We start from the raw sequence: 18,532 nt of genomic DNA, 5'->3' as shown, positions 1-18,532 counted from the left end.
CTCAAAATACGGCCTGCCCGAGTCTGGTGCGGTCTCTAGCTGGCCTCAGTCGGGGGAGCATCGGCCATGGCCTTGCGGGCGGCCAGGGCGGCGGCCAGCAGGCTGAGGCCGCTCAGCAACAGGCTAATGCCGACGTACAGGCCGATCAGCCAGAGGGCGCTGATCGGCCAGCGGTTGAGCACCATGATGCCGAGAATGAGCGTCACTACGCCATTGAGCACCACCAGCCACGACATGCTGTGGCCCGCCTTTTGGGTAAAGCCCACAATGATGGTGTAGATGCCTTCAACGACAAACAAAATGCCGAAGGCCAGGGTCAGAGCCAGCAGCGCCGCCCCCAGGTTAAACAGAATATAGAGGCCAGCCACTGCGTAAAAAATACCCACAATCAGGTTGAGCCAAAACCCTCTTACCGGGTGCGATCGAAAGGATTGAACCACCATTACGATGCCGCTGATCAGGGCGATCCACCCCATTGTGGCGGTGAAAAAGGCGGACGCTATCATCGGCGAAATAATGGCCAACGCGCCCAGCACAATGAGCGCAATGCTGAGAATAATGACCCAGGAAATTGACTTTTTAATCTCTTCGCTTGACAGAATATTGGTTGTCATGGTCGTTTCCTCTTGTCCTGGTTTAACGGATTATTAACGGATCTTGAATGACGCAGCAGTGACATGAAACGGCTGTGAAAATTGTACGCGGCGACAAAAGCCAGGGCAATTAATAGATGTAAACCGCGCCTTAGTTTGGGGCCACCCCCTGGCTGTAGAGAATCTGCATCACCCGCGAGCCGGGTTCGCAGAGGGCGTCGCGGGCCACCACGGCGACCTCGCCGCTGACGCTGGAGCGGTACTCGGCCACCACGTCGCCAAAGGCGTTGCGCTGTAGGGCGACGGGCTGGCCGGGGGTGACGCGATCGCGCAAATCCACCAGCAGCTCTAAAAAACCGCCTGCGGTCGCCCGAATGGTCTCCAGGGCATCGCCCACCACCGTGCCTGCCTCGGCGGCGGTGCGCCCCAGCGGCCCATCGAGGATGCCGCAGTGCTTTAGCACATTGAGGCTGCCCTCCACCGCCAGGGCAATTTTGCCCGCGTCAAACCGCCGGGGGCCGCCCACTTCCAGCGTCAGGGCCGGAATGCCCGCCTTCACCAGGGCTGTTTCGAGGGTGCCCTCCAGGCCAGGGTCGTTTTGGATTTGCTCCACCGGAAACAGTTCCGCCAGTTGCCGCACCAGAATCTGGCGCAGATCGGCAAACAAAAACAGCGTGAAGTCGCTGCCAGTGGTGACAGTGTGGTAGTCGAGCACAATGTCGATGTTGTTGATCAGCAGCCGATTCCACAGCAGCCCGGCGTGGCGGGTGGCGGCGTTGGCCCCGGTTTCATCCCCCGGCCAAACCCGGTTCATATCCACCAGGGAGCCGCCGCCCTGGGCGGTCAGCCAGTGCGATCGCGTATACTCCAGCGCTGGTCGCGACACCCCCAGCACCGCCACCACGCTGCCCGCCATCGCCTGGGGGGCGAGCTGGGCCATCACCCGCTGCACCGCATCAATGCCGCTTACTTCGTCGCCGTGGATGCCCGCCACCAGGCCCACGCAGGGGGCTGAGGCTTCGCTGGCAGCGGCTTTGACAGCCCCCTTAGCCACCAGCACCGGCACATACCAGTGCTGGCCCGTGCCCATCTGCACGCCCTGGAAGAAAAACCGATGCACCTGGCCCGCCGCCAGGTCGCCCACCCCCAGATGGCTGATCACCGGTACCCCCTGGAGGGTATCGCCGGTATAGACCGTTTTGGCCAGGCCAGGGATGGCCCTGGGGTTGATGAGGGTGGTCATAGTGAATGGCAAATTGAATGGACACCAGCAGCTACCCCCGCCTAAAGCGCCTCGGCGGTGGGGCCGGGGGCAGTGGGTAGCTTACCAATAAGGAGGGCGATCGCGGCAGCTCGGGGGACTCGGCCATAGAACATCTCCTGTAACTACACGATGGGAGTATGAGTCTTGAGGTTAAAGCGGTAGCCCTGGGGCAAGATGTGCAGCTTGACCCCGCAGAGGGCCAGGGGTTCGTCCTGGAGTAACCCCTCCAGGTTGTTGTGGGTGGCGCTGGTTTCATCCACCACGGTGACGGCTCCCTGGCCGATGACGGCAAACTCGTCGCCATTGACGATAATGCCGGTGTTTTCATCAATGCCCAGGCCCAGCACCGCCGGTTGTAGCACCAGGGCCGCCAGCAGTCGGCCCAGTCGCCCCCGCTGGGCAAAGTGCTGGTCCACCACAATTCCGGGCAAAAAGCCCATGCCTGGCCCCATTTCCACCGCATCAACGCTGGGGTTAGATACCGAAGCCCCGCCCACAATCATTTCGTCGGGCATCATGGCGGCCCCGGCGCTGGTGCCGCCAATCACGGCACCAGCGGCGTGGCGCTGGTGAATGACGTCGTCTAGGGGCGTGTCTTTGATGAAATCGACGATGCGCGACTGGTCGCCCCCGGTGAAGAAAATGCCGGTGGCCTCTGAAACCTTGCGCAGCCCGTCCTCCCGCTCGGAGTCTTCCCGGCGCTCGGTGTGCACAACTTCTACCGACTCAGCCCCCAGCCGATCAAACACGCGAATGTACTCGTCTCCGACTTCGCCGGGCAGGCTGGTGGCGGCGGTCATAACGGCAATGCGGGCCTTGACGCCGCCAGCAGCGCGGACAAACTCCCGCAGCACAACGCAGTCGCCCTCTTTGTCCTCTGCGCCGCCGATGATGACCAGTGCGCCCGGTTGTTGTTGCTCAGTACCCATGGTGATGACTCCTTAAGGTGTCTGTTGTTACAGAATTCCAGCATCTCAGATTTGCAAGCTGGTCGTGCTATATCCACCGACTGAGTCCTAAAAGAAAGTGCCGACCAGGAGACTAACTTTGCCTCAGTGAGGCTCATCACACCTCAGCCTGGATGGGAGACAAGGGGGCTGTCGCAGCCTGGGGGTTTCGCCGGGCTAGTAGCGCAGGATAAGGGCAATGCGCTGGTAGTCGGCCAAGGCCCCATCTTCTAAAAAGACCACCTCGCCGCCCTTGGCCAGCACGGCCTCGATAATTTCATCGACGGCGTCATCCATGACGTCGGTGCCGCCCACGGCTTCTACCACCTCTAAACCGCCGGTTGGGCTGACGACGGCCGGGACGTGATAGCCCTTTTCTACCACCAGCAGGCTGCCCCGCCCGTCCCTGGCCAGCCGCCACGCCGCTTCGATCGCAGAGACCACTTTGCCTGCGCCCATGGCGGTATCGAGGGCTTGCAGGGCATCGGCGCGCTGCTGCGATCGCACCGCCTGCACAATGGGCCACACCTCGGGCACCAGGGCTGCGGGGGTGGCTGCGTCAAAGTTGCCGGTGATAGTGCCCGCCACCTGGGCGGTGTACTTAGAAACCTCCTGAAAAAACGAAATCTGGCGGATGACGCCCCCCAGAATAATCGGCAGGGTATTGTCTTCGGCGTAGGCGGTAAAGGTGCGATCGACCTGCTGAAAAAAGCGGCGGTGGCGATCGTCCACGTAGGCCGAGTCAGAATCGTAGGGCAGCGCCGTGGTGGCGCCGGGGCCGGTCATCTCCATGGGAAAGCTGCCGTCGGTGACTTCTTCAAGGGTTTCGCCCGTGCCCGCCAGCAGCCGCGTGGCGTTTTGGCTGAGCAAAAACACCCAGTAGCGCTGGGCTCGGTGCAGACCGTAGACCAGATCGCGGGTGGCAAAGGTCTGGTCGATGATCACCCGCTGGGGCACGGTGAAGGGCAGGTAGAACAGCCTGGCAAACTCGTGGCTGACAAACAGCGCCAGTCCGTCAAGTGTGTGGGCGTAGTTGATGTCGCTGACCAGCCCGTCGAGGTTGACCAGCAGGGGGTCTAGATCGCGATCGGAGAATTCCTTAGCCAGACGCTCCGTCGCTTCGCTGACCAGGTTTTTGACCACAATCGGGTCCTGCCGATTGTCGGGGGAGGTGCGGTGGGTGGGCAGCAAAATCGACAGGGCCGGAACTGTGGTCAGCGATTGCAGTTCCTTTAGGTCGTGGCGGGTAATCATGCGGTCTTTCCTATGGAGCGGTAGGACAATGCCCACCTTGAAATTTGCGGAATGGCGATCGCCCCGGTGGACAATGTTGCGGTTGGGTCTCGGGGCTGGCGTTGGGTGGGGGGCGGTGCCAACCCTACGGGGAGCTGGGATCTAGGGATGGGCCATGCGATCGAGGGCAACGGTAATGGCCAGAATCAAGATGTCGTTTTGGGAAGGTTCAATCTGCACGCCGTAGGTGTTGGCAATCCGAAACCAGCGTTTGGAGACTTCGGCCACTTTGCGACCGTCTTCGCCAATGGTGTATTCAAAATCCAAAACATTGCCTTTTACGGCCAGGTCGGAGCCATCGCCTACTTTGACCGTCCAGCGATCGCGCAGGGGCGAAATCAGCGCCTTTTTGACGGTGGCCAGGGGTTCGTCGTTGGCCCCCTCAATGGTCATGGTGTCTTTGATGGTGAGCAGCTTTTCCTGGATCTTGCAGACCCGGTTGCCCTGGAGGTCTTCAAAGAAAAGAGTGTTACGGATGCGCAGCAGTTTGCCGTCCACCTTGAAGGCCCGGTTGCCCTGGCCGTCTTCGATCCAAAAATCATCGCCAAGGGAAAACAGCTTTTCCCGCAGCCGGTACTGGGTGGCCGTACCCCGCCGACCAAACACCTCTCGTTCTTCCTTGCGCTGCTCGCGGCGGCTGGGGCGATCTTTGTTGAACATAGTGTTTCCTCAGGTAGGGTGAGCATTGCCCACCTTTGAATTGGGGGCAGCGGCAGAAATTTGGCGACCCCTACATTGGCTAGGGGCAAGGGGGTTTGAACAGTTGGCAGATCAGGATTGAGGTGGTCATTGCCAACCCTGCCGGGTCTGTAGGTTGGCGTGGGTGAAGGCGAGCATTGCCCACCCTACGGGAGAAATGTATGCCTGAAAAATCCCCTAAAAATCGACGGCGTCGCGGATGATCGGGCAGGTCATGCAGTGGCCGCCGCCGCGCCCGCGTCCCAGCTCGGCCCCGACGATGGTGACCACTTCGACGCCCTCTTTACGCAGGGCGGTGTTGGTGACGGTGTTGCGGTCGTACATCACTACCACGCCCGGCTCCAAACACACGGCGTTGTTGCCGCTGTCCCACTGCTGGCGCTGCTCCTGGTAGGCATTTCCACCGGTCTCCACTACCCGCATTTTCTTCAGGCCCAGGGCGTCGGCCACCACTTCCACAAAAGACTTGGACTCTTTGACGATGTCGTAGCCAGGGGCCTTATCGCTGGGGTAGATGGAGAAGGGCACCACCTGGTCCATGATGGGCGGAAACAGGGTGACCAGGTCGCGATCGCAAAAGGTAAACACCGTATCCAAATGCATGGCCGATCGCAGCTTGGGCATACCCGCTACGATCACTCGCTCGGCCCCGCCCTTGGCAAACAGATTCGCCGCCACCTGGGTAATCGCCTGGTAGGAGGTGCGCTCGCTCATGCCCACCAGCACAATGCCCTTGCCAACGGGCATCACGTCGCCGCCCTCGAAGGTGGCCGCGCCGTGGTACTCGGTAGGGTCGCCCCACCAGATCGGAAAGTTGGCCTCGGCAAAGCTGGGGTGAAACTTGTAGATCGAGGTGGTTAGCACCGTCTCCTCGTGGCGAGCGGGCCAGTACAGCGGGTTGAGGGTAACGCCGCCGTAGATCCAGCAGGTGGTGTCGCGGGTGTAGAGGGTGTTGGGCAAAGGCGGCAGCAGGTAGCCCGCATAGCCGTCGTTGTCTTGGGCCAGCTTCAGCAATTCGCTGCCAAAGCCCGTAGGCATGTCGTAGACCGCCAGACCGCCAATCAGGTACTCAGCCAGTTGAGCGGCGGGTAGCTCATCGAGAAAAGCACGCACATCCTCCACCAGGCCCAGGCCCACCTGATTCGGCACAATTTGCTGGTCGAGAATCCACTTTTTGGCTTCGGGGATGGCGACGGTTTCGGCCAGCATTTCGTGCATTTCGATCACGTCAACGCCGCGCGATCGCATCTTCAGCACAAAGTCGGCGTGGTCGCGCTTGGCCATTTCCACCCACAGCACATCGTCAAACAGCAGGTCGTCGTTGTTGCTGGGGGTCAGCCGCGAGTGGGCCAGCCCGGGCGAGCAGACCATTACCTTGCGCAGCTTGCCCACTTCGGAGTGGACGCCGTAGGTTTGGGTTTCGGTAGTCATAGGTAGTTCCGTAAATGGGGAGATGGGGAAATTCAAAATTCAAAAGGCAAAGGGCTTAGTTTGTGACTGCGCTCTCAGTGGATGAAGGTGGGAAGGGAAAAGGGTTTGAGCTGTGGGTGTTTAACTTTCGGCAATTCAAAATTTTGAACTTTGAACTTTGAACTTTGAACTTTGAATTGCCGAACCCTCAAATCGTGATCTTCCCGGTAGCAAAGCCAGCCAGCGCCGTCAGCGCCGCAATCACCGTCACCGTAAACACCACCAGCTCCCAAAAGCCAAAGGTTCTCAGCCCCTGCTCTCGCCGCGCCAGGAAAAACAAAATTGTGCCGGGGGCCAAAATCAGCGCCGCCAGCAGCAGCTTCTCTAGCCCGCCCGCCACCAGCATCAAAATGGCGTAGCCGGTCGCAATCACGCTGATAATTAGCTCTGGGGTGCGGCTGCGGGCATCGGTCTCGTAGGTTTCTCGGGTGATCGCCAGCTTGAGGGCAAACGCCGCCACCAGAAAGTAGGGAATCAGGGACATGGCGCTGGTGAGTTCCAGGGCCAGGGTGAAGGCATTTTGGGCAAACAGCGTCAGGATCAAAAAAACCTGCACCACGATGTTCGTCATCCAGAGCGACCGCGACGGCACCTTCTGGGCGTTTTCGTGGTTGAGAAAGTTAGGCATCAGATTGCTTTTGGCGGCCATGAAGGGCACCTCCGCCGCAAACAGCGTCCAGGCCAAAAACGCCCCCAGCACCGAAATAATCAGGCCAACGCTGACAAAAATATTGCCCCACCGCCCCACCACGGCCTCCAGTGCCCCCGCCATCGACGGGTTGCGCAGTTCCGCCAGCTCGGCCCGAGGCAGCAGGCCAAAGGGCAGCATGGTGACTAACACCAGCAGGCACAGCACCCCCACAAAGCCCAGCACCGTGGCCAATCCCACGTCAGACCGCTTTTCGGCGTAGCGGGAGTAAATGCTGGCCCCCTCGATGCCGATGAACACAAACACGGTGATCAGCATGGTGTTGCGCACCTGCTGCCAGAGGGGCTCGCTGTAGCCGTCGCCCCCCAGCAGGTTGGCCATAAACACCTCGGGATTGAAGGCAAACAGCAAAATAAATACAAACACCAAAATCGGCACAATCTTGGCGATGGTGACGATGGTGTTGAGTCCGGCGGCCTGCTGCATGCCCCGCAAAATCATAAAGTGAAACAGCCAGATAATCACCGAGGACGTGGCCACCGCCTGCACCGTGTTGCCATCCCCAAACACCGGGAAGAACGTGCCCAGGGTGGACTTAATCAGCACGAAGTACGACACGTTGCCCACACAGGTGCTCGACCAAAAGGCCAGTGCCGCCAAAAAGCCGATGTAGTTGCCAAAGCCTGCCTTGGCGTAGATAAACACCCCCGAGTCGAGGTCGGGCTTGCGCTGGGCCAGGTTTTGAAACACAAAGGCCAGCATCAGCATGCCGACCCCCGCGATCGCCCAGGCAATCAGGCCGCCCACTACCCCCGTCGCCCGCCCAAAGGCGGCAGGCAGGGTAAAAATCCCCGCCCCCACCATGGAGCCGACCACCAGGGCGGTCAACGCCCAGACGGAAAGCGTTTGCTTCTCGGGTTCAGCGCCATAGTTGGGGTCTATAGCGGCACCAAAGTCTTGTTCTGCTGCCATGCTTGTTTCCTGGGTAGATCGCGATCGGTGCTGTTAACGGCCTTGGCTCCCAAGCTGTATTCCTAAAAAGACTGTCAAAAAAGGCTGGCCAATTTTCCGCTGGCCATGGGCGGACGGCGGGCTCTGGCTAAAACTGCTCCAGGCCCAAAAACTCAGTCGAGCTGTCGTCGGCGATCGTGCTGCAGCTGCTAGAGAGCACCCGCGAGTTAAACACCTCGATCCGGCAGGTGCCGGTGGTGTTGGTAATAATGCGCAGATTTGCTGAAGAGTCGAAACTGCGCACCCGGGTAAACAGGCTAAAGCTGTTGGCGGTGCCGGGCTCATTCGTCCGCCGAGTAATCGCGCCGCGATACTGAACCCGCGCCGGAGTCTGGCCGCGCACGTTCGAGGGCTGAATTTCCGTCAGCTCTAAGCCAAAGTTTTCGCCGTCGAGGGTCAGCGCCACATTGGCGTTGCGGCCTCGGGCAAAGGCCGCCCCCTGGGCCACCCCCCGGCCTTGGAAAACGTTGGCTGGGGCCGGACGAGCGGGGGTAACCGTCTGTGCCACAGCTCGCGGCAGCAGGGAAAACCCCAGGGCCGCGATCGCCGCCGCCAATCCAATCTGTAAACCAGTCGTCTTAGGCATGTTCTGCGGTCTTGCTATCAGGTATCGCGGGTCCGTGGCTTGGGCAGGCCAGAAACCCGCCCAAGGAGATGCATTCCAGCAGACTTAGCTCTGCGTGAAACTAGAAATCGACTACAGCTCGGCGCCGAAGTCTTCGCGCAGCTTGGCCTCTTGCTCAGCACTCAGGTTCGACTGAATTAGCTCGCCCACCTCATCGGGCGAAAAGGCCTCGCTGACCTTGTCGATCGTCACCTGCCCGGTGAGCAAAAACAGGGCGGAGGTACCCTCGGTCACTTTGTCGCGCAGGTCTTTAATAAAGTCGTCGTTGATGCCGTAGTCGGTAAACTTACCCGACAGCGCCCCCGCCGTTGCGCCCACAATGAGGCCAAACAGCGGCACCAGGAAAATCAGGCCAAACAGCATGCCCCAAAACGCTCCGCCCAGGGCACCGACACCCACAGTGCTAACGGCCTGGTTGGTCTTGGGCTTTTTCCGCCCCTCGGGCCACGACACGATCGCAGCGTCGAGCACCTTAACAATCTCCTGCTTTTGCAGGTCTCCTAGCTTGTGCAGAGCCTTTTCGGCCCCGTCGGGCGTGTTAAATTTCCACACGGTTAACGTAGACATAATATTCTCCTGATACTGTTCGTCTGTTGAGAAAAGCCTTAAAAAAATGGCCTTCCCGAAGCTGAGAGTCGTTTACTGTGAGCATGAAAAACATGCTCCGTGACCAAACTTAAACTAAAATCTGCCTGGAACTGATTAAGTTTTAGGTTTTTCTAAGGTCATTAGATGGTGCACCTGGGATGACAGAGTAGAGGGGTCGAAGGGTTTGCTAATTGCCCCCGAAAATCCCATCCGGCGAAACTCCTTTAGGGTAAACCAGCTGGCCCGAGAGCTAATGAGTAAAATTGGCACTGACTGGCTCTCCGAATACTGTTTGAGCTGCTCCACAAGCAAAATTGCATCGTTTTCAGAGGTAGAGGCATCAATTAAAATTACATCCGGTCGCTTTTCTTCGCATAGTCTAATGCCTTCTTGAATAGATCCAGAGAGTCTAACATCCCAGTCGCCAAGCTCGCTGAGGCAGTCGCCCAAAACATCTCGAAGACCAGCTTCTTGTTCAATCAAAAGGATTGACTTGCTGAGCATATCCTGCCCCTTAAAACCCTCAAAAAGGAATGCCCTACGCTTGAGATGAGCTGGCGTCTCAAGCATAGGTAAAGTGAGATGACTTGAAGGTAGAGTAGATAAAAAATATAGGAAACTCATAGGAGTTAAGAACAGGAACTGCGCCTCGGCGATGGGCAACCCAGGCCCTATAGGGTTCCTGGATGGACCCAGGTATGGTCCAGAGCAGCACCCTTGCACCGGAGCCCCTTGCCCCTAGAATCAAGGGTGTCAACCGACATCTGAGGATATGTTGTGGCCCACAAGCGACTGATTATTGAAATGGGGATGGGTGTCGATCAGCATGGTCAAGACCCTACCGTGGCGGCGGCGAGGGCGGTGCGCAATGCGATCGCCCACAATGCCCTCCCCGGCGTCTGGGAAGTGGCGGGCCTCAGCCACCCCAACCAGATGCTCGTTGAAGTCCAGGTCGCCGTTCCCTTCCCCGACCAGGTGCGCCAGCAGGAGGTGCTAGCCGTGCTGCCCTTTGGCCAGAAGACCTTATTGCTCAAGGATGGCGGCATGGTGGTGGCCGGGCGGGCAATCCCTGAGCTAGACGATAAGAACGACGACATGTACGTGGCGATCGCCGCCGTTACGGTCTTGATCCCTGACAGCTGAGCACGCGGGGAGGTGGGGAAGGTGGGGAAGTTTGGAAAAATCAATATCCCATCCCCCCATCCCTCCATCCCCCCATCCCCTCATCTCTCCCCTACCGCAGCCTTGCCCCCCGGTAGCGCATTTCCTTCTTCATCGCGTTCTGCTGAGCAAAGGTCGGCATATCCCCCTGATGACCCATCAAAATAATTGAGTCTCCCAGGGCCAGATAGGTGGCCCGACTGGGGTGAATAATCACCTCACCGCTGGCTCGCCGCAGCGCTACGGTAATAAACGTGCCCTGCCCCTTTAGCTCGATGTCGCCGATGGTGCCGCCAATCAGGGGTGAATCGGCCCCGACCCCTAGCTCATTGAGCTGGATATCGAGCTCTGCCAAAAACTCGTTTAGCCCCTGGTGCCCGTCGGTTTGCGATAAAAAGTCGACCGCTGACGGGTGGGAGATCAGGTGGGCCATGCGCATGGCGCTGATGCTGGCGGGCAGCACCACGTGGTTGGCCCCGGCCAGCCGCAGCTTTTTCTCTGTCGAGGGCATTTCACCGCGCGCCAAAATCATCAGGCTGGGGTTCATCTCCCGAGCGGTGAGGGTAATAAACACGTTGGCGGCGTCGTTGGGCAGCACGGTCGCCAGTGACTTGGCCCGGTGGATACCCACCGATTCCAGGTCAGTTTCGTCGGTGGCATTGCCCTGGTAGATCAGGTAGCCCTGCTCCCGAGCCATGGTCACCCGCTCGACATCGTTGTCCAAAATGATAAAAGACTCGCGATCGCGCTTTAGCTTGCGGGCCACGAGCTGACCAATGCGGCCATACCCGCAGATAATCACGTGACCTTCCAGGCTTTCAATTTCCTTAGTCATACGTTTGAGGTTGAGGGCACGGTGAATCTCTCCTTCGGTAATCATCTGCACAAAGCCTGAAACGGTGTAGGCCACCGACAGTGCCCCGGCAATAATCACCACAATCGTAAATACCTTGAGCGTGGGCGAGGTCAGGGGCTTTACCTCGCCGTAGCCCACCCCGAAGATGGTGATCACCACCATGTAGATGGCATCGAGAAAATTCCAGCCCGCCACCATGTAGCCGATCACCGCCGCTATCACCGTCAGCGAGAAAAAGACAACCCCCGTAAGAATCCGCCGAAACGAGCTATCCAGCATCTACACCTCAGACAGTGCCTAGGCCTCGACAGAGTTTCAGATCAGTTATCAAATAAAGGCTATGGTAATTGACAGCCCGCTATTTAAAGGGTGTGGCAGATAGCAAATTAGGATATATGCGATACAATACAAATCAAACTCATAACGACTTCGCCTAAATTCACTCATTAGTTAAACTACCACCGCTAAATAGCCCAGAACAAGGCGTTTGCTACCAACGCCTTGTTCTAGGCAGCGATCGATTTTGTCCCCTTCCACCACAATTAATTCTGTGACTATGACAGCTACCACCCTCCAAAATCCCCTCCTGATCGGTGCCGGACTGCCCCCCTTCAACAGCATCGAGACCGCCCATATCGTGCCGGGCATCACCGCGCTGATCGACGACCTCACCGCTGCCCTAGAGAGCCTGGAGGCCGACGTCACCCCCACCTGGACTGGACTGGTCGAGCCCCTCACCCGTCTCGAAGAGCGCCTGGGCTGGAGCTGGGGCATTGTCGGCCATCTGATGGGGGTAAAAAACAGCCCTGAGCTGCGGGCCGCCTACGAAGAAGTGCAGCCTGCCCTGGTCGAGTTTGCCACCCGATTGGGCCAGAGCAAGCCCCTGTACGAGGCCTTTAAGCAGCTGCGCGCCAGCGCCGAGTGGGCCAATTTTGAGCCGGCTCAGCAGCGCATCGTCGAGTCTTCCATCCGCGAGGCCGAACTGTCTGGAGTGGGCTTGGAGGGCGCCGAAAAAGAGCGTTTCAACGAGATTCAGCAGGCCCTGGCCGAGCTCACCACCAAGTTTGCCAACAACGTGCTCGATGCCACTAAGGCCTTTAGCCTGACCCTCACTACCCCCGATGAGATCGACGGTCTGCCGCCCAGTCTGCTGGCCTTAGCCGCCCAGCTGGCCCGCGACGCTGGCGAAGAGAGTGCGACCCCAGCCGCTGGTCCCTGGCGCATTACCCTCGACTACCCCAGCTTTGGGCCATTTATACAGCACAGTCGCCGCCGCGATCTGCGCGAGCAGCTCTACCGCGCCTTCGTCACCCGCGCTTCGGAAGGCGATCTCGACAACAGCCCCAATATCGAGAAGATCCTGGAGCTGCGCTATGAGATGGCCAACCTGCTGGGCTACGCCACCTACGCTGACCTCAGCCTGGCCCGCAAGATGGCTCCTTCGGTGGAGGCGATCGACAAGCTGATGGGCGAGCTGCGGGTGGCCAGCTACGACACCGCCGTCAGAGAACTCGACGAACTCAAAGCCTTTGCCCAGGCCAAAGGGGCCGCCGAGGCCGACAGCCTCACCCACTGGGATACGGCTTTTTGGGCCGAGCGCATCCGCGAAGAAAAGTACGGTCTCAACGACGAGGAACTGCGGCCCTACTTCCCGCTGCCCCAGGTGCTCGACGGCCTGTTTGCCCTCGCCCACCGCATCTTTGATGTCACCATTGCCCCTGCCGACGGCGAAGCTCCGGTGTGGCACCCGGATGTGCGCTACTTTCAGGTGCTCAACGGCGGCGGCGACCCGATCGCCCACTTCTACCTCGACCCCTACAGCCGCCCCGCCGAAAAGCGCGGCGGAGCCTGGATGGATGACTGCATAAACCGGGGTAAGCTCAACGACCAGGTGCGCCTGCCCGTGGCCTATCTGGTCTGCAACCAGGCTCCTCCGGTGGACGGCAAGCCCAGTCTAATGACCTTCCGCGATGTGGAAACCCTGTTCCACGAGTTTGGGCACGGCCTGCAGCACATGCTTACCAAGGTCGATTTTACCGGGGCGGCGGGCATCAACAATGTGGAGTGGGACGCCGTTGAGCTGCCCAGCCAGTTTATGGAGAACTGGTGCTACCACCGCGACACGCTGCTCACCCTGGCCCGCCACGTCGATACCGGCGAACCCCTGCCCGAAGACCTGTACCAAAAGATTATTGCCGCCCGCACCTTTATGACCGGCAGCGCCATCCTGCGCCAGGTGCGCTTTGGCTGGACAGACATTGAGCTGCACCACCGCTACCGGCCCGGTAACGGCGAGACCATTGCCGAAGTCAACCGCCGCATTGCCGAGCAGTCTTCTATTCTCAAGCCCCTGCCGGAGGATGCGTTTCTGTGCGCCTTTACCCATATTTTTGCCGGGGGCTACGCGGCGGGCTACTACAGCTATTTCTGGGCCGAGGTGCTCAGTGCCGACGCCTTCGCTGCCTTTGAGGAGGCGGGGCTAGATGACGAGGCGGCGATCGCTGAAACCGGCCACCGCTTCCGCGATACGGTGCTGGCCCTGGGCGGTAGCCGCCACCCCATGGAGGTGTTCAAGGCCTTCCGGGGTCGCGAGCCCAGCACCCAGGCGCTGCTGCGCCATCGGGGCTTAGTGACAGCGTAGCACTAGGCTTTTTATAGGCTCACTAAACGTAAACCGATTAAGCTCAGGGATGTTGGCAACACCCCTGGGCTTTTAGAGTGCAGTTTTTCCGCCGCACTCAGCAGCACAAAGGGAACAAGATGGTGTCCTCACAGTTGAAGGGAATCTAGCGATCGCTCAGATCAGCACTGTTGTAGAGGCTCATCGCTTTTTCAACCCCGTCGAGCAAAGCCCTCTCCAATGCGCGCAGGGTGGTGTCAACCACCGCATCCATGGTCGATCGCTCCGCCTTAGAAAAATTGCCCAGCACGTGGGAGACCACCGCCTGCTCACCCTCCCGCGGACTGGCGCCAATACCGATCCGCAGGCGCGGAAACTCTTGGGTGCCCAGGTGAGCAATGGCCGACTTCATGCCGTTGTGGCCCCCGGCCGAACCCGACAGCCGCATGCGCAGTCGCCCCACCGGCAAATCCATATCGTCATAAACCACCAGCACCTGAGCTGGCGATAGCTTCAGCCAGTCCAGCACCGCCCGCATCGACTGACCCGATCGATTCATGTAGGTGAGGGGTTTGAGCAGGTACACCTTCTCGCGGCGGGGGCCAAAACCTGCACCGTACTCCCCCTGAAACCGCCGCTCTTCTTTAAGGGAAATAGACCAGGTTTTAGAGAGGCGATCGATCACCTCAAAGCCGATATTGTGGCGGGTACCCGCATACTTGTCCCCTGGGTTGCCCAGCCCCACAATCAGGCAGGGCGCAGGAGGAGATACTGCTTCAGCCATAGCTCAAACGCCTCTGGATGCCCTAGGCGGGAGAGTCAGTTTCAGCTGGCTCTCCCGCGATCTCAGGGCTGCTGCCGTTGTCGCCGCTGGTATCACCCGCGACTACCGGAGCCTCGGCCACTGCGGTCTCTGGCTCAGGGGCAGTCTCTGGCGGTGTCAGCACCTTTTGCGGGTCGGGTTCCAGGGTCGCTTTCATTGGCGCACTGACCGCCTTTTCAATCTGCTGGGCTTCTTTCTTGAACTCCTCTTCAAACTCCCGCGAGGCATCCTGAAAACCCTTGATGGCCTTACCCAGACTGCGGCCAATCTCGGGCAGCTTTTTGGGGCCAAACACCAGCAGGGCCAGCACCAAAATAAGCGCCATCTCCGGCAAACCCACACCAAATACGTTCATAGGCCAACCTCCACGGGCAATCTGCGTGAACTACTGCTGTTGTGCATAAAACGGCAAAAGAGGCCGGGTAGTCAAGGGTCTACACCAGCCTCAGACAGGTAAATTCTGGATTTCAAACCAGGCGCAGCTCGGGATCTGGAGTCTTCCTACGGGCAAAACTCCACCTCTGGGCTTAGATAAGGTTAAAATCCAAAGCTCAATGGCAAAGCTAGACACCGAACTCTCGGGAGTTCGGCATCTTAAATCCCTAGAGACCTACGCTGCGCCAGTCAACATCGAAGCTGTCCAGCACGATGGAAGAATTGTAAAGCTGCAAAATAATCAGCAAAAACACGAAGAACAGGCCGATAAAAACCGCCATCAGAGGGGTGGTGCCCCAACCGGGGGCCACCTTGCCGTACTCAGAATTGAGGGGCTTTAAAACGTCGCCTAACCAAGTCCGTTGTGCCATGGATCCTTCCACAATCAACACTTTATAGTTCGTAATATTATAGGATGGAGTGGTTTCTTATTCTCATAAACCCTATGGAACCTGCAACAGTTCTTATCATTTCCGTGGCTACCGTGCTCGTCGCCGTGACCGGCTACTCAGTGTATATGTCCTTTGGCCCCCCCTCCAAACAGCTGGCTGACCCCTTCGACGACCACGAAGACTAGAATATCCTCTAGGGCGGTGGCCGCTCAGTCATGTACTGCCCTAGCCAAGACGCGGTTTCTGCTCAAAATGATTGAACTACAGGGTTTCTAGTGGTAGGATTAGAAACCTGTGGATTTATTTTGGCTGATTTAGCCGTAGTCCAAGCAGCCCAAAACTTTCAACCTTCACGAATGTTGCTCTAAACCCTATGATTAAGCTTCGACTCAAGCGTTTCGGTAAAAAGCGGGAAGTCAGCTACCGCATCGTAGCCATCAACAGCGATGCCCGTCGCGACGGTCGGCCCCTGGAAGAAGTTGGCTTCTACAATCCCCGCACCGATGAAACCCGTTTAGATGTGCCCGCCATTGTGCGGCGTCTAGAGCAGGGGGCTCAGCCCACCAAAACCGTGAAAAGCATTCTCGAAAAAGCCAATGTGTTCGAGCAACTTAAGGCTGGTGTTGAGGCCGAAGCCTAGGTCGCTGACTATTTTTAGCCCCCGCCCCCACCATGGATAGCCCTGATTTCCCAGGACTGGTTCGGTTTTTGGTAGAGCCTTTTTTAGGTTCGCCCGACTCTCTGCGCATCGACTGTGAAGAGAATGCGGTCCAAGCCAAGGTCTGGATCAGAATTGCCTTCAGTGGCGACGAGCGCGGTAAGGTGTTTGGCCGGGGCGGGCGAAATATTCAGGCTATTCGCACCATTGTGCGCGCGACAGCGGCCCTGTCGGGCTGGTCGGCCTACGTCGATGTCTATGGCGCGTCTGAGCAAGACAGCGGCACCGACCAGAGACCCCGCAGGTCGCCTCAGCAGTCGTCTGGGAAACCAAAGCCTCAACTCCGCCCCAAAACTTAAGGTGGTTTTTGAGTGCCTGAATTGTTCTGGCAATGGGTTTAGATGTCCTCTCCCCTGCAGATTGAATTGCCCAGCTTGGAGGGTGCCCTGGCCCTAGCGGGTTACCGAGATGAAAACCTTAAACTCCTGGCCAGCCAGACTGGAGCTTCTCTGGTGCTGCGGGGTCAGGAGTTGTTTGTTTCGGGCACCGAAAAGGGTGTCGGGCTAGCCCAGCGCCTAGTGCAGGCGCTAGAGCCGCTGTGGAGCCAGGGACAGCCGGTGACCAGCGCCGACATCATGACCGCTCGCCAGGCGATCGATACCGATCGCATCGACGAACTCCAGGCCATTCACCAGGATGTGGTCGCCCGCACCCGCCGAGGCGAGGTAATTCGGGCCAAGACCTTTCGCCAAAAGCAGTACGTCAAAGCCCTGCGCAGCAGCGACATGGTGTTTTGCATTGGCCCGGCGGGCACCGGCAAAACCTTTTTGGCCACCCTGGTGGGGGTGCAGGCCCTGCTCAACAACGAGTTCGAGCGGCTGATTCTCACCCGCCCGGCGGTGGAAGCGGGGGAGCGGCTGGGCTTTTTGCCCGGCGACCTGCAGCAGAAGGTCAATCCCTACCTGCGCCCCCTCTACGACGCGCTCCACGAGCTGGTTGACCCCGAGAAAATTGCCAACCTGATGGAGCGAGGCATCATTGAGGTGGCTCCTTTGGCCTACATGCGGGGCCGCACCCTCAACAACGCCTTTGTGATTATGGATGAGGCCCAAAACACCACCCCGGGCCAGATGAAGATGGTGCTGACCCGACTGGGGTTTAAATCGCGCATGGTGGTAACCGGCGACGTAACTCAAACCGACCTGCCCAGCGATCAAACCTCGGGGCTGGCGGTGGCCCAAAGAATTTTGCAGGGGGTCAGCGGCATCGCTTTCTGCCAACTCAACCAGAGCGATGTGGTGCGCCATCCCCTCGTTCAGCGCATTGTAGCCGCCTACGAAAACTACGAAAGCAATAGCTCGCCTCGACGCGGGGGCAGGCCCTAGGACCTGCGGCTAGCGAAACTCAAGGCCTGTGCCGGAGCTTGGGCTTAAACGGCCGCCAGTTCGGGAGTGGAGGTAGGCAGAGTGCCCTCAAGCGGGGCGGAGGCGTATACCTCGGCGGAGTTGTTGGGGCTTTCGATTAGCTTGACCCGGTGCAGGCTGGCCCCCAGGGCCGCAATCGGACCCTGCAATAGGTCACGAATGTGCACGGCGATATTCTCGGCGGTGGGCACCACTTCGGCGAAGTAGGGAATGTCCTTGTTGAGGAAGGTGTGGTCGAAGGGTTCGACTACATGCTCGTCGATCGCGGCCTGGAGCGCCGCCAAGTCCACCAGCATGCCGGTGCGGGGGTCGATCTGGCCCTTGACGCTGACTTCTAGATGGTAGTTGTGGCCGTGTCCGTGGGGGCGAGCGCACTTGCCGTAGATTTCGCAGTTTTCTTCGTAGCTGAGGCGCGGGGAGGCGAGGCGGTGGGCGGCGCTGAAGTGGGTGCTGACGGTGAGAAAGGCTTCCATATGATTACCTGAGTAGTCGGACCACAGTTCGGGATGTTCAAAGAGCTGAATATTGACGAGGGGCAGGTGGGGGGCGAGGCGGTCCCAGATGACCTTAGCCAGGTATTCGGTGGTGGGCAGAGTGTGCTGAAACTCGGGCCAGACGTCGTTGAGGTACGAGAAGTCGAGCTGGGCGGTCACTTCTTGTTTGATTACCTGCTTGACATCGGAAAGGTTGAGCACCATGCCGTACTCGTCCAGGTCGCCTGTCATGGAGACGTAGAGGACGTAGTTGTGGCCGTGGCCGGGGGCGTTGGTACAGGGGCCAAAGCGCCGGTTGTTTTGGGCGGCGCTCAGCTCAGACAGCCAGTACCGATGGCTGGCGGAAAACTGCGCCCGGCGGTTGATGGTGCATTTCATAGGCGTGAAGCCCCCACGGGGGACAGTACAGAGAGCCACTACGTTAAGCAACTGTTACATAACCAGCATAGTTCAAATTGCTGGCCATTGCTGGCCTTTGAGAAACGGGCGGAGGGGCGCGATCGCCATAAAAACAACGTAAAGATTTGCCG

Annotated in this window: 21 protein-coding genes; 6 read left to right on the top strand and 15 right to left on the bottom strand. The window is 59.0% G+C overall.

The genetic code is table 11. The features are described from left to right. Nucleotides 1-35 precede the first annotated feature (35 nt). From LEPTO7104_RS0123095 to LEPTO7104_RS0123050, 10 genes are all read right to left on the bottom strand, one after another. Entirely contained in the window at nt 36-614 is a 579-nt protein-coding gene (locus tag LEPTO7104_RS0123095) for an HdeD family acid-resistance protein (protein WP_017300963.1), read from the bottom strand. Between the two features lie 130 nt (nt 615-744). Next, a complete protein-coding gene (locus LEPTO7104_RS0123090; RefSeq protein WP_017300962.1) occupies nt 745-1,836 on the bottom strand; it encodes a M14 family metallopeptidase in 1,092 nt (363 codons plus the stop codon). A 143-nt stretch (nt 1,837-1,979) separates the two neighbouring features. Next, the gene (locus tag LEPTO7104_RS0123085; RefSeq protein ID WP_017300961.1) at nt 1,980-2,786 is read right to left on the bottom strand and encodes a cyanophycinase; all 807 of its coding nucleotides are present in this window, start codon (nt 2,784-2,786) and stop codon (nt 1,980-1,982) included. A gap of 195 nt (nt 2,787-2,981) precedes the next feature. Further along, nucleotides 2,982-4,058 (bottom strand): AOC03_06830 family ribosome hibernation factor, encoded by a 1,077-nt coding sequence (locus LEPTO7104_RS0123080; protein WP_017300960.1) that lies wholly within the window; start codon nt 4,056-4,058, stop codon nt 2,982-2,984. A gap of 141 nt (nt 4,059-4,199) precedes the next feature. Beyond that, nucleotides 4,200-4,757 carry an LURP-one-related/scramblase family protein gene (locus tag LEPTO7104_RS0123075; protein WP_017300959.1) on the bottom strand — a complete coding sequence of 186 codons (558 nt, stop codon included), beginning with the start codon at nt 4,755-4,757 and terminating at the stop codon, nt 4,200-4,202. Between the two features lie 216 nt (nt 4,758-4,973). Next, a complete protein-coding gene (arcA, locus tag LEPTO7104_RS0123070) occupies nt 4,974-6,227 on the bottom strand; it encodes an arginine deiminase (protein ID WP_017300958.1) in 1,254 nt (417 codons plus the stop codon). 187 nt (nt 6,228-6,414) lie between these two features. Further along, the gene (locus LEPTO7104_RS0123065; protein ID WP_017300957.1) at nt 6,415-7,887 is read right to left on the bottom strand and encodes a basic amino acid/polyamine antiporter; all 1,473 of its coding nucleotides are present in this window, start codon (nt 7,885-7,887) and stop codon (nt 6,415-6,417) included. A gap of 127 nt (nt 7,888-8,014) precedes the next feature. After that, nucleotides 8,015-8,512, bottom strand: coding sequence for a hypothetical protein (locus tag LEPTO7104_RS0123060; RefSeq protein ID WP_196358142.1), 498 nt, complete (start codon nt 8,510-8,512; stop codon nt 8,015-8,017). A gap of 111 nt (nt 8,513-8,623) precedes the next feature. After that, nucleotides 8,624-9,118, bottom strand: coding sequence for a DUF1269 domain-containing protein (locus LEPTO7104_RS0123055; RefSeq protein ID WP_017300955.1), 495 nt, complete (start codon nt 9,116-9,118; stop codon nt 8,624-8,626). A gap of 135 nt (nt 9,119-9,253) precedes the next feature. Continuing rightward, a complete protein-coding gene (locus LEPTO7104_RS0123050; protein WP_225887029.1) occupies nt 9,254-9,763 on the bottom strand; it encodes a response regulator in 510 nt (169 codons plus the stop codon). Between the two features lie 153 nt (nt 9,764-9,916). On the opposite strand from LEPTO7104_RS0123050, the gene LEPTO7104_RS0123045 reads away from it, so the two are divergent. Next, nucleotides 9,917-10,282: a Lin0512 family protein gene (locus tag LEPTO7104_RS0123045; protein ID WP_017300953.1), complete on the top strand. Its 366-nt coding sequence runs from the start codon at nt 9,917-9,919 to the stop codon at nt 10,280-10,282. Nucleotides 10,283-10,373: 91 nt separating this feature from the next. Here LEPTO7104_RS0123045 and LEPTO7104_RS0123040 read toward each other — a convergent pair whose 3' ends face one another. Next, on the bottom strand, nt 10,374-11,432 hold the full coding sequence (locus LEPTO7104_RS0123040; protein WP_026073002.1) for a potassium channel family protein: 1,059 nt from the start codon (nt 11,430-11,432) through the stop codon (nt 10,374-10,376). A 280-nt stretch (nt 11,433-11,712) separates the two neighbouring features. Here LEPTO7104_RS0123040 and LEPTO7104_RS0123035 point away from each other — a divergent pair, with 280 nt between their 5' ends. After that, nucleotides 11,713-13,797 carry a M3 family metallopeptidase gene (locus tag LEPTO7104_RS0123035; protein ID WP_017300951.1) on the top strand — a complete coding sequence of 695 codons (2,085 nt, stop codon included), beginning with the start codon at nt 11,713-11,715 and terminating at the stop codon, nt 13,795-13,797. Between the two features lie 145 nt (nt 13,798-13,942). Here LEPTO7104_RS0123035 and pth read toward each other — a convergent pair whose 3' ends face one another. The 3 genes from pth to psbH form a co-directional block, all read right to left on the bottom strand. Continuing rightward, complete coding sequence (gene pth, locus LEPTO7104_RS0123030) at nt 13,943-14,560, bottom strand: aminoacyl-tRNA hydrolase (protein WP_017300950.1); 618 nt, start codon at nt 14,558-14,560, stop codon at nt 13,943-13,945. A gap of 22 nt (nt 14,561-14,582) precedes the next feature. Further along, nucleotides 14,583-14,954 (bottom strand): TatA/E family twin arginine-targeting protein translocase, encoded by a 372-nt coding sequence (locus tag LEPTO7104_RS37280; RefSeq protein ID WP_051158530.1) that lies wholly within the window; start codon nt 14,952-14,954, stop codon nt 14,583-14,585. 247 nt (nt 14,955-15,201) lie between these two features. After that, nucleotides 15,202-15,405, bottom strand: a complete 204-nt coding sequence (psbH, locus tag LEPTO7104_RS0123020) for a photosystem II reaction center phosphoprotein PsbH (RefSeq protein WP_026073000.1) — start codon at nt 15,403-15,405, stop codon at nt 15,202-15,204. Nucleotides 15,406-15,479: 74 nt separating this feature from the next. On the opposite strand from psbH, the gene psbN reads away from it, so the two are divergent. The 4 genes from psbN (at nt 15,480) to LEPTO7104_RS0123000 (ending at nt 17,469) form a co-directional block, all read left to right on the top strand. After that, a complete protein-coding gene (psbN, locus tag LEPTO7104_RS34970; RefSeq protein ID WP_040697336.1) occupies nt 15,480-15,611 on the top strand; it encodes a photosystem II reaction center protein PsbN in 132 nt (43 codons plus the stop codon). Nucleotides 15,612-15,799: 188 nt separating this feature from the next. Then, complete coding sequence (gene rpsP / locus LEPTO7104_RS0123010; protein WP_017300946.1) at nt 15,800-16,066, top strand: 30S ribosomal protein S16; 267 nt, start codon at nt 15,800-15,802, stop codon at nt 16,064-16,066. 32 nt (nt 16,067-16,098) lie between these two features. Next, on the top strand, nt 16,099-16,443 hold the full coding sequence (locus LEPTO7104_RS0123005; protein ID WP_017300945.1) for a KH domain-containing protein: 345 nt from the start codon (nt 16,099-16,101) through the stop codon (nt 16,441-16,443). 42 nt (nt 16,444-16,485) lie between these two features. After that, a complete protein-coding gene (locus LEPTO7104_RS0123000; RefSeq protein WP_017300944.1) occupies nt 16,486-17,469 on the top strand; it encodes a PhoH family protein in 984 nt (327 codons plus the stop codon). Between the two features lie 44 nt (nt 17,470-17,513). On the opposite strand, the gene LEPTO7104_RS0122995 is transcribed toward LEPTO7104_RS0123000, so the two are convergent. After that, on the bottom strand, nt 17,514-18,380 hold the full coding sequence (locus LEPTO7104_RS0122995; RefSeq protein ID WP_017300943.1) for a 6-carboxytetrahydropterin synthase: 867 nt from the start codon (nt 18,378-18,380) through the stop codon (nt 17,514-17,516). Nucleotides 18,381-18,532: the final 152 nt, after the last annotated feature.

Origin of the sequence: Nodosilinea nodulosa PCC 7104, from assembly GCF_000309385.1 — a bacterium.
In the GTDB taxonomy this organism is placed as follows: Bacteria; Cyanobacteriota; Cyanobacteriia; order Phormidesmidales; family Phormidesmidaceae; genus Nodosilinea; species Nodosilinea nodulosa.
This window is presented reverse-complemented; position numbering and strand designations above follow the sequence as displayed.

Coding starts and splice junctions, on each gene's coding strand:
- LEPTO7104_RS0123095 (WP_017300963.1), bottom strand. CDS start 614: ATGACAACCAATATTCTGTCAAGCGAAGAGATTAAAAAGTCAATTTCC.
- LEPTO7104_RS0123090 (WP_017300962.1), bottom strand. CDS start 1,836: ATGACCACCCTCATCAACCCCAGGGCCATCCCTGGCCTGGCCAAAACG.
- LEPTO7104_RS0123085 (WP_017300961.1), bottom strand. CDS start 2,786: ATGGGTACTGAGCAACAACAACCGGGCGCACTGGTCATCATCGGCGGC.
- LEPTO7104_RS0123080 (WP_017300960.1), bottom strand. CDS start 4,058: ATGATTACCCGCCACGACCTAAAGGAACTGCAATCGCTGACCACAGTT.
- LEPTO7104_RS0123075 (WP_017300959.1), bottom strand. CDS start 4,757: ATGTTCAACAAAGATCGCCCCAGCCGCCGCGAGCAGCGCAAGGAAGAA.
- arcA (WP_017300958.1), bottom strand. CDS start 6,227: ATGACTACCGAAACCCAAACCTACGGCGTCCACTCCGAAGTGGGCAAG.
- LEPTO7104_RS0123065 (WP_017300957.1), bottom strand. CDS start 7,887: ATGGCAGCAGAACAAGACTTTGGTGCCGCTATAGACCCCAACTATGGC.
- LEPTO7104_RS0123060 (WP_196358142.1), bottom strand. CDS start 8,512: ATGCCTAAGACGACTGGTTTACAGATTGGATTGGCGGCGGCGATCGCG.
- LEPTO7104_RS0123055 (WP_017300955.1), bottom strand. CDS start 9,118: ATGTCTACGTTAACCGTGTGGAAATTTAACACGCCCGACGGGGCCGAA.
- LEPTO7104_RS0123050 (WP_225887029.1), bottom strand. CDS start 9,763: ATGAGTTTCCTATATTTTTTATCTACTCTACCTTCAAGTCATCTCACT.
- LEPTO7104_RS0123035 (WP_017300951.1), top strand. CDS start 11,713: ATGACAGCTACCACCCTCCAAAATCCCCTCCTGATCGGTGCCGGACTG.
- pth (WP_017300950.1), bottom strand. CDS start 14,560: ATGGCTGAAGCAGTATCTCCTCCTGCGCCCTGCCTGATTGTGGGGCTG.
- LEPTO7104_RS37280 (WP_051158530.1), bottom strand. CDS start 14,954: ATGAACGTATTTGGTGTGGGTTTGCCGGAGATGGCGCTTATTTTGGTG.
- psbH (WP_026073000.1), bottom strand. CDS start 15,405: ATGGCACAACGGACTTGGTTAGGCGACGTTTTAAAGCCCCTCAATTCT.
- psbN (WP_040697336.1), top strand. CDS start 15,480: ATGGAACCTGCAACAGTTCTTATCATTTCCGTGGCTACCGTGCTCGTC.
- rpsP (WP_017300946.1), top strand. CDS start 15,800: ATGATTAAGCTTCGACTCAAGCGTTTCGGTAAAAAGCGGGAAGTCAGC.
- LEPTO7104_RS0123005 (WP_017300945.1), top strand. CDS start 16,099: ATGGATAGCCCTGATTTCCCAGGACTGGTTCGGTTTTTGGTAGAGCCT.
- LEPTO7104_RS0123000 (WP_017300944.1), top strand. CDS start 16,486: ATGTCCTCTCCCCTGCAGATTGAATTGCCCAGCTTGGAGGGTGCCCTG.
- LEPTO7104_RS0122995 (WP_017300943.1), bottom strand. CDS start 18,380: ATGAAATGCACCATCAACCGCCGGGCGCAGTTTTCCGCCAGCCATCGG.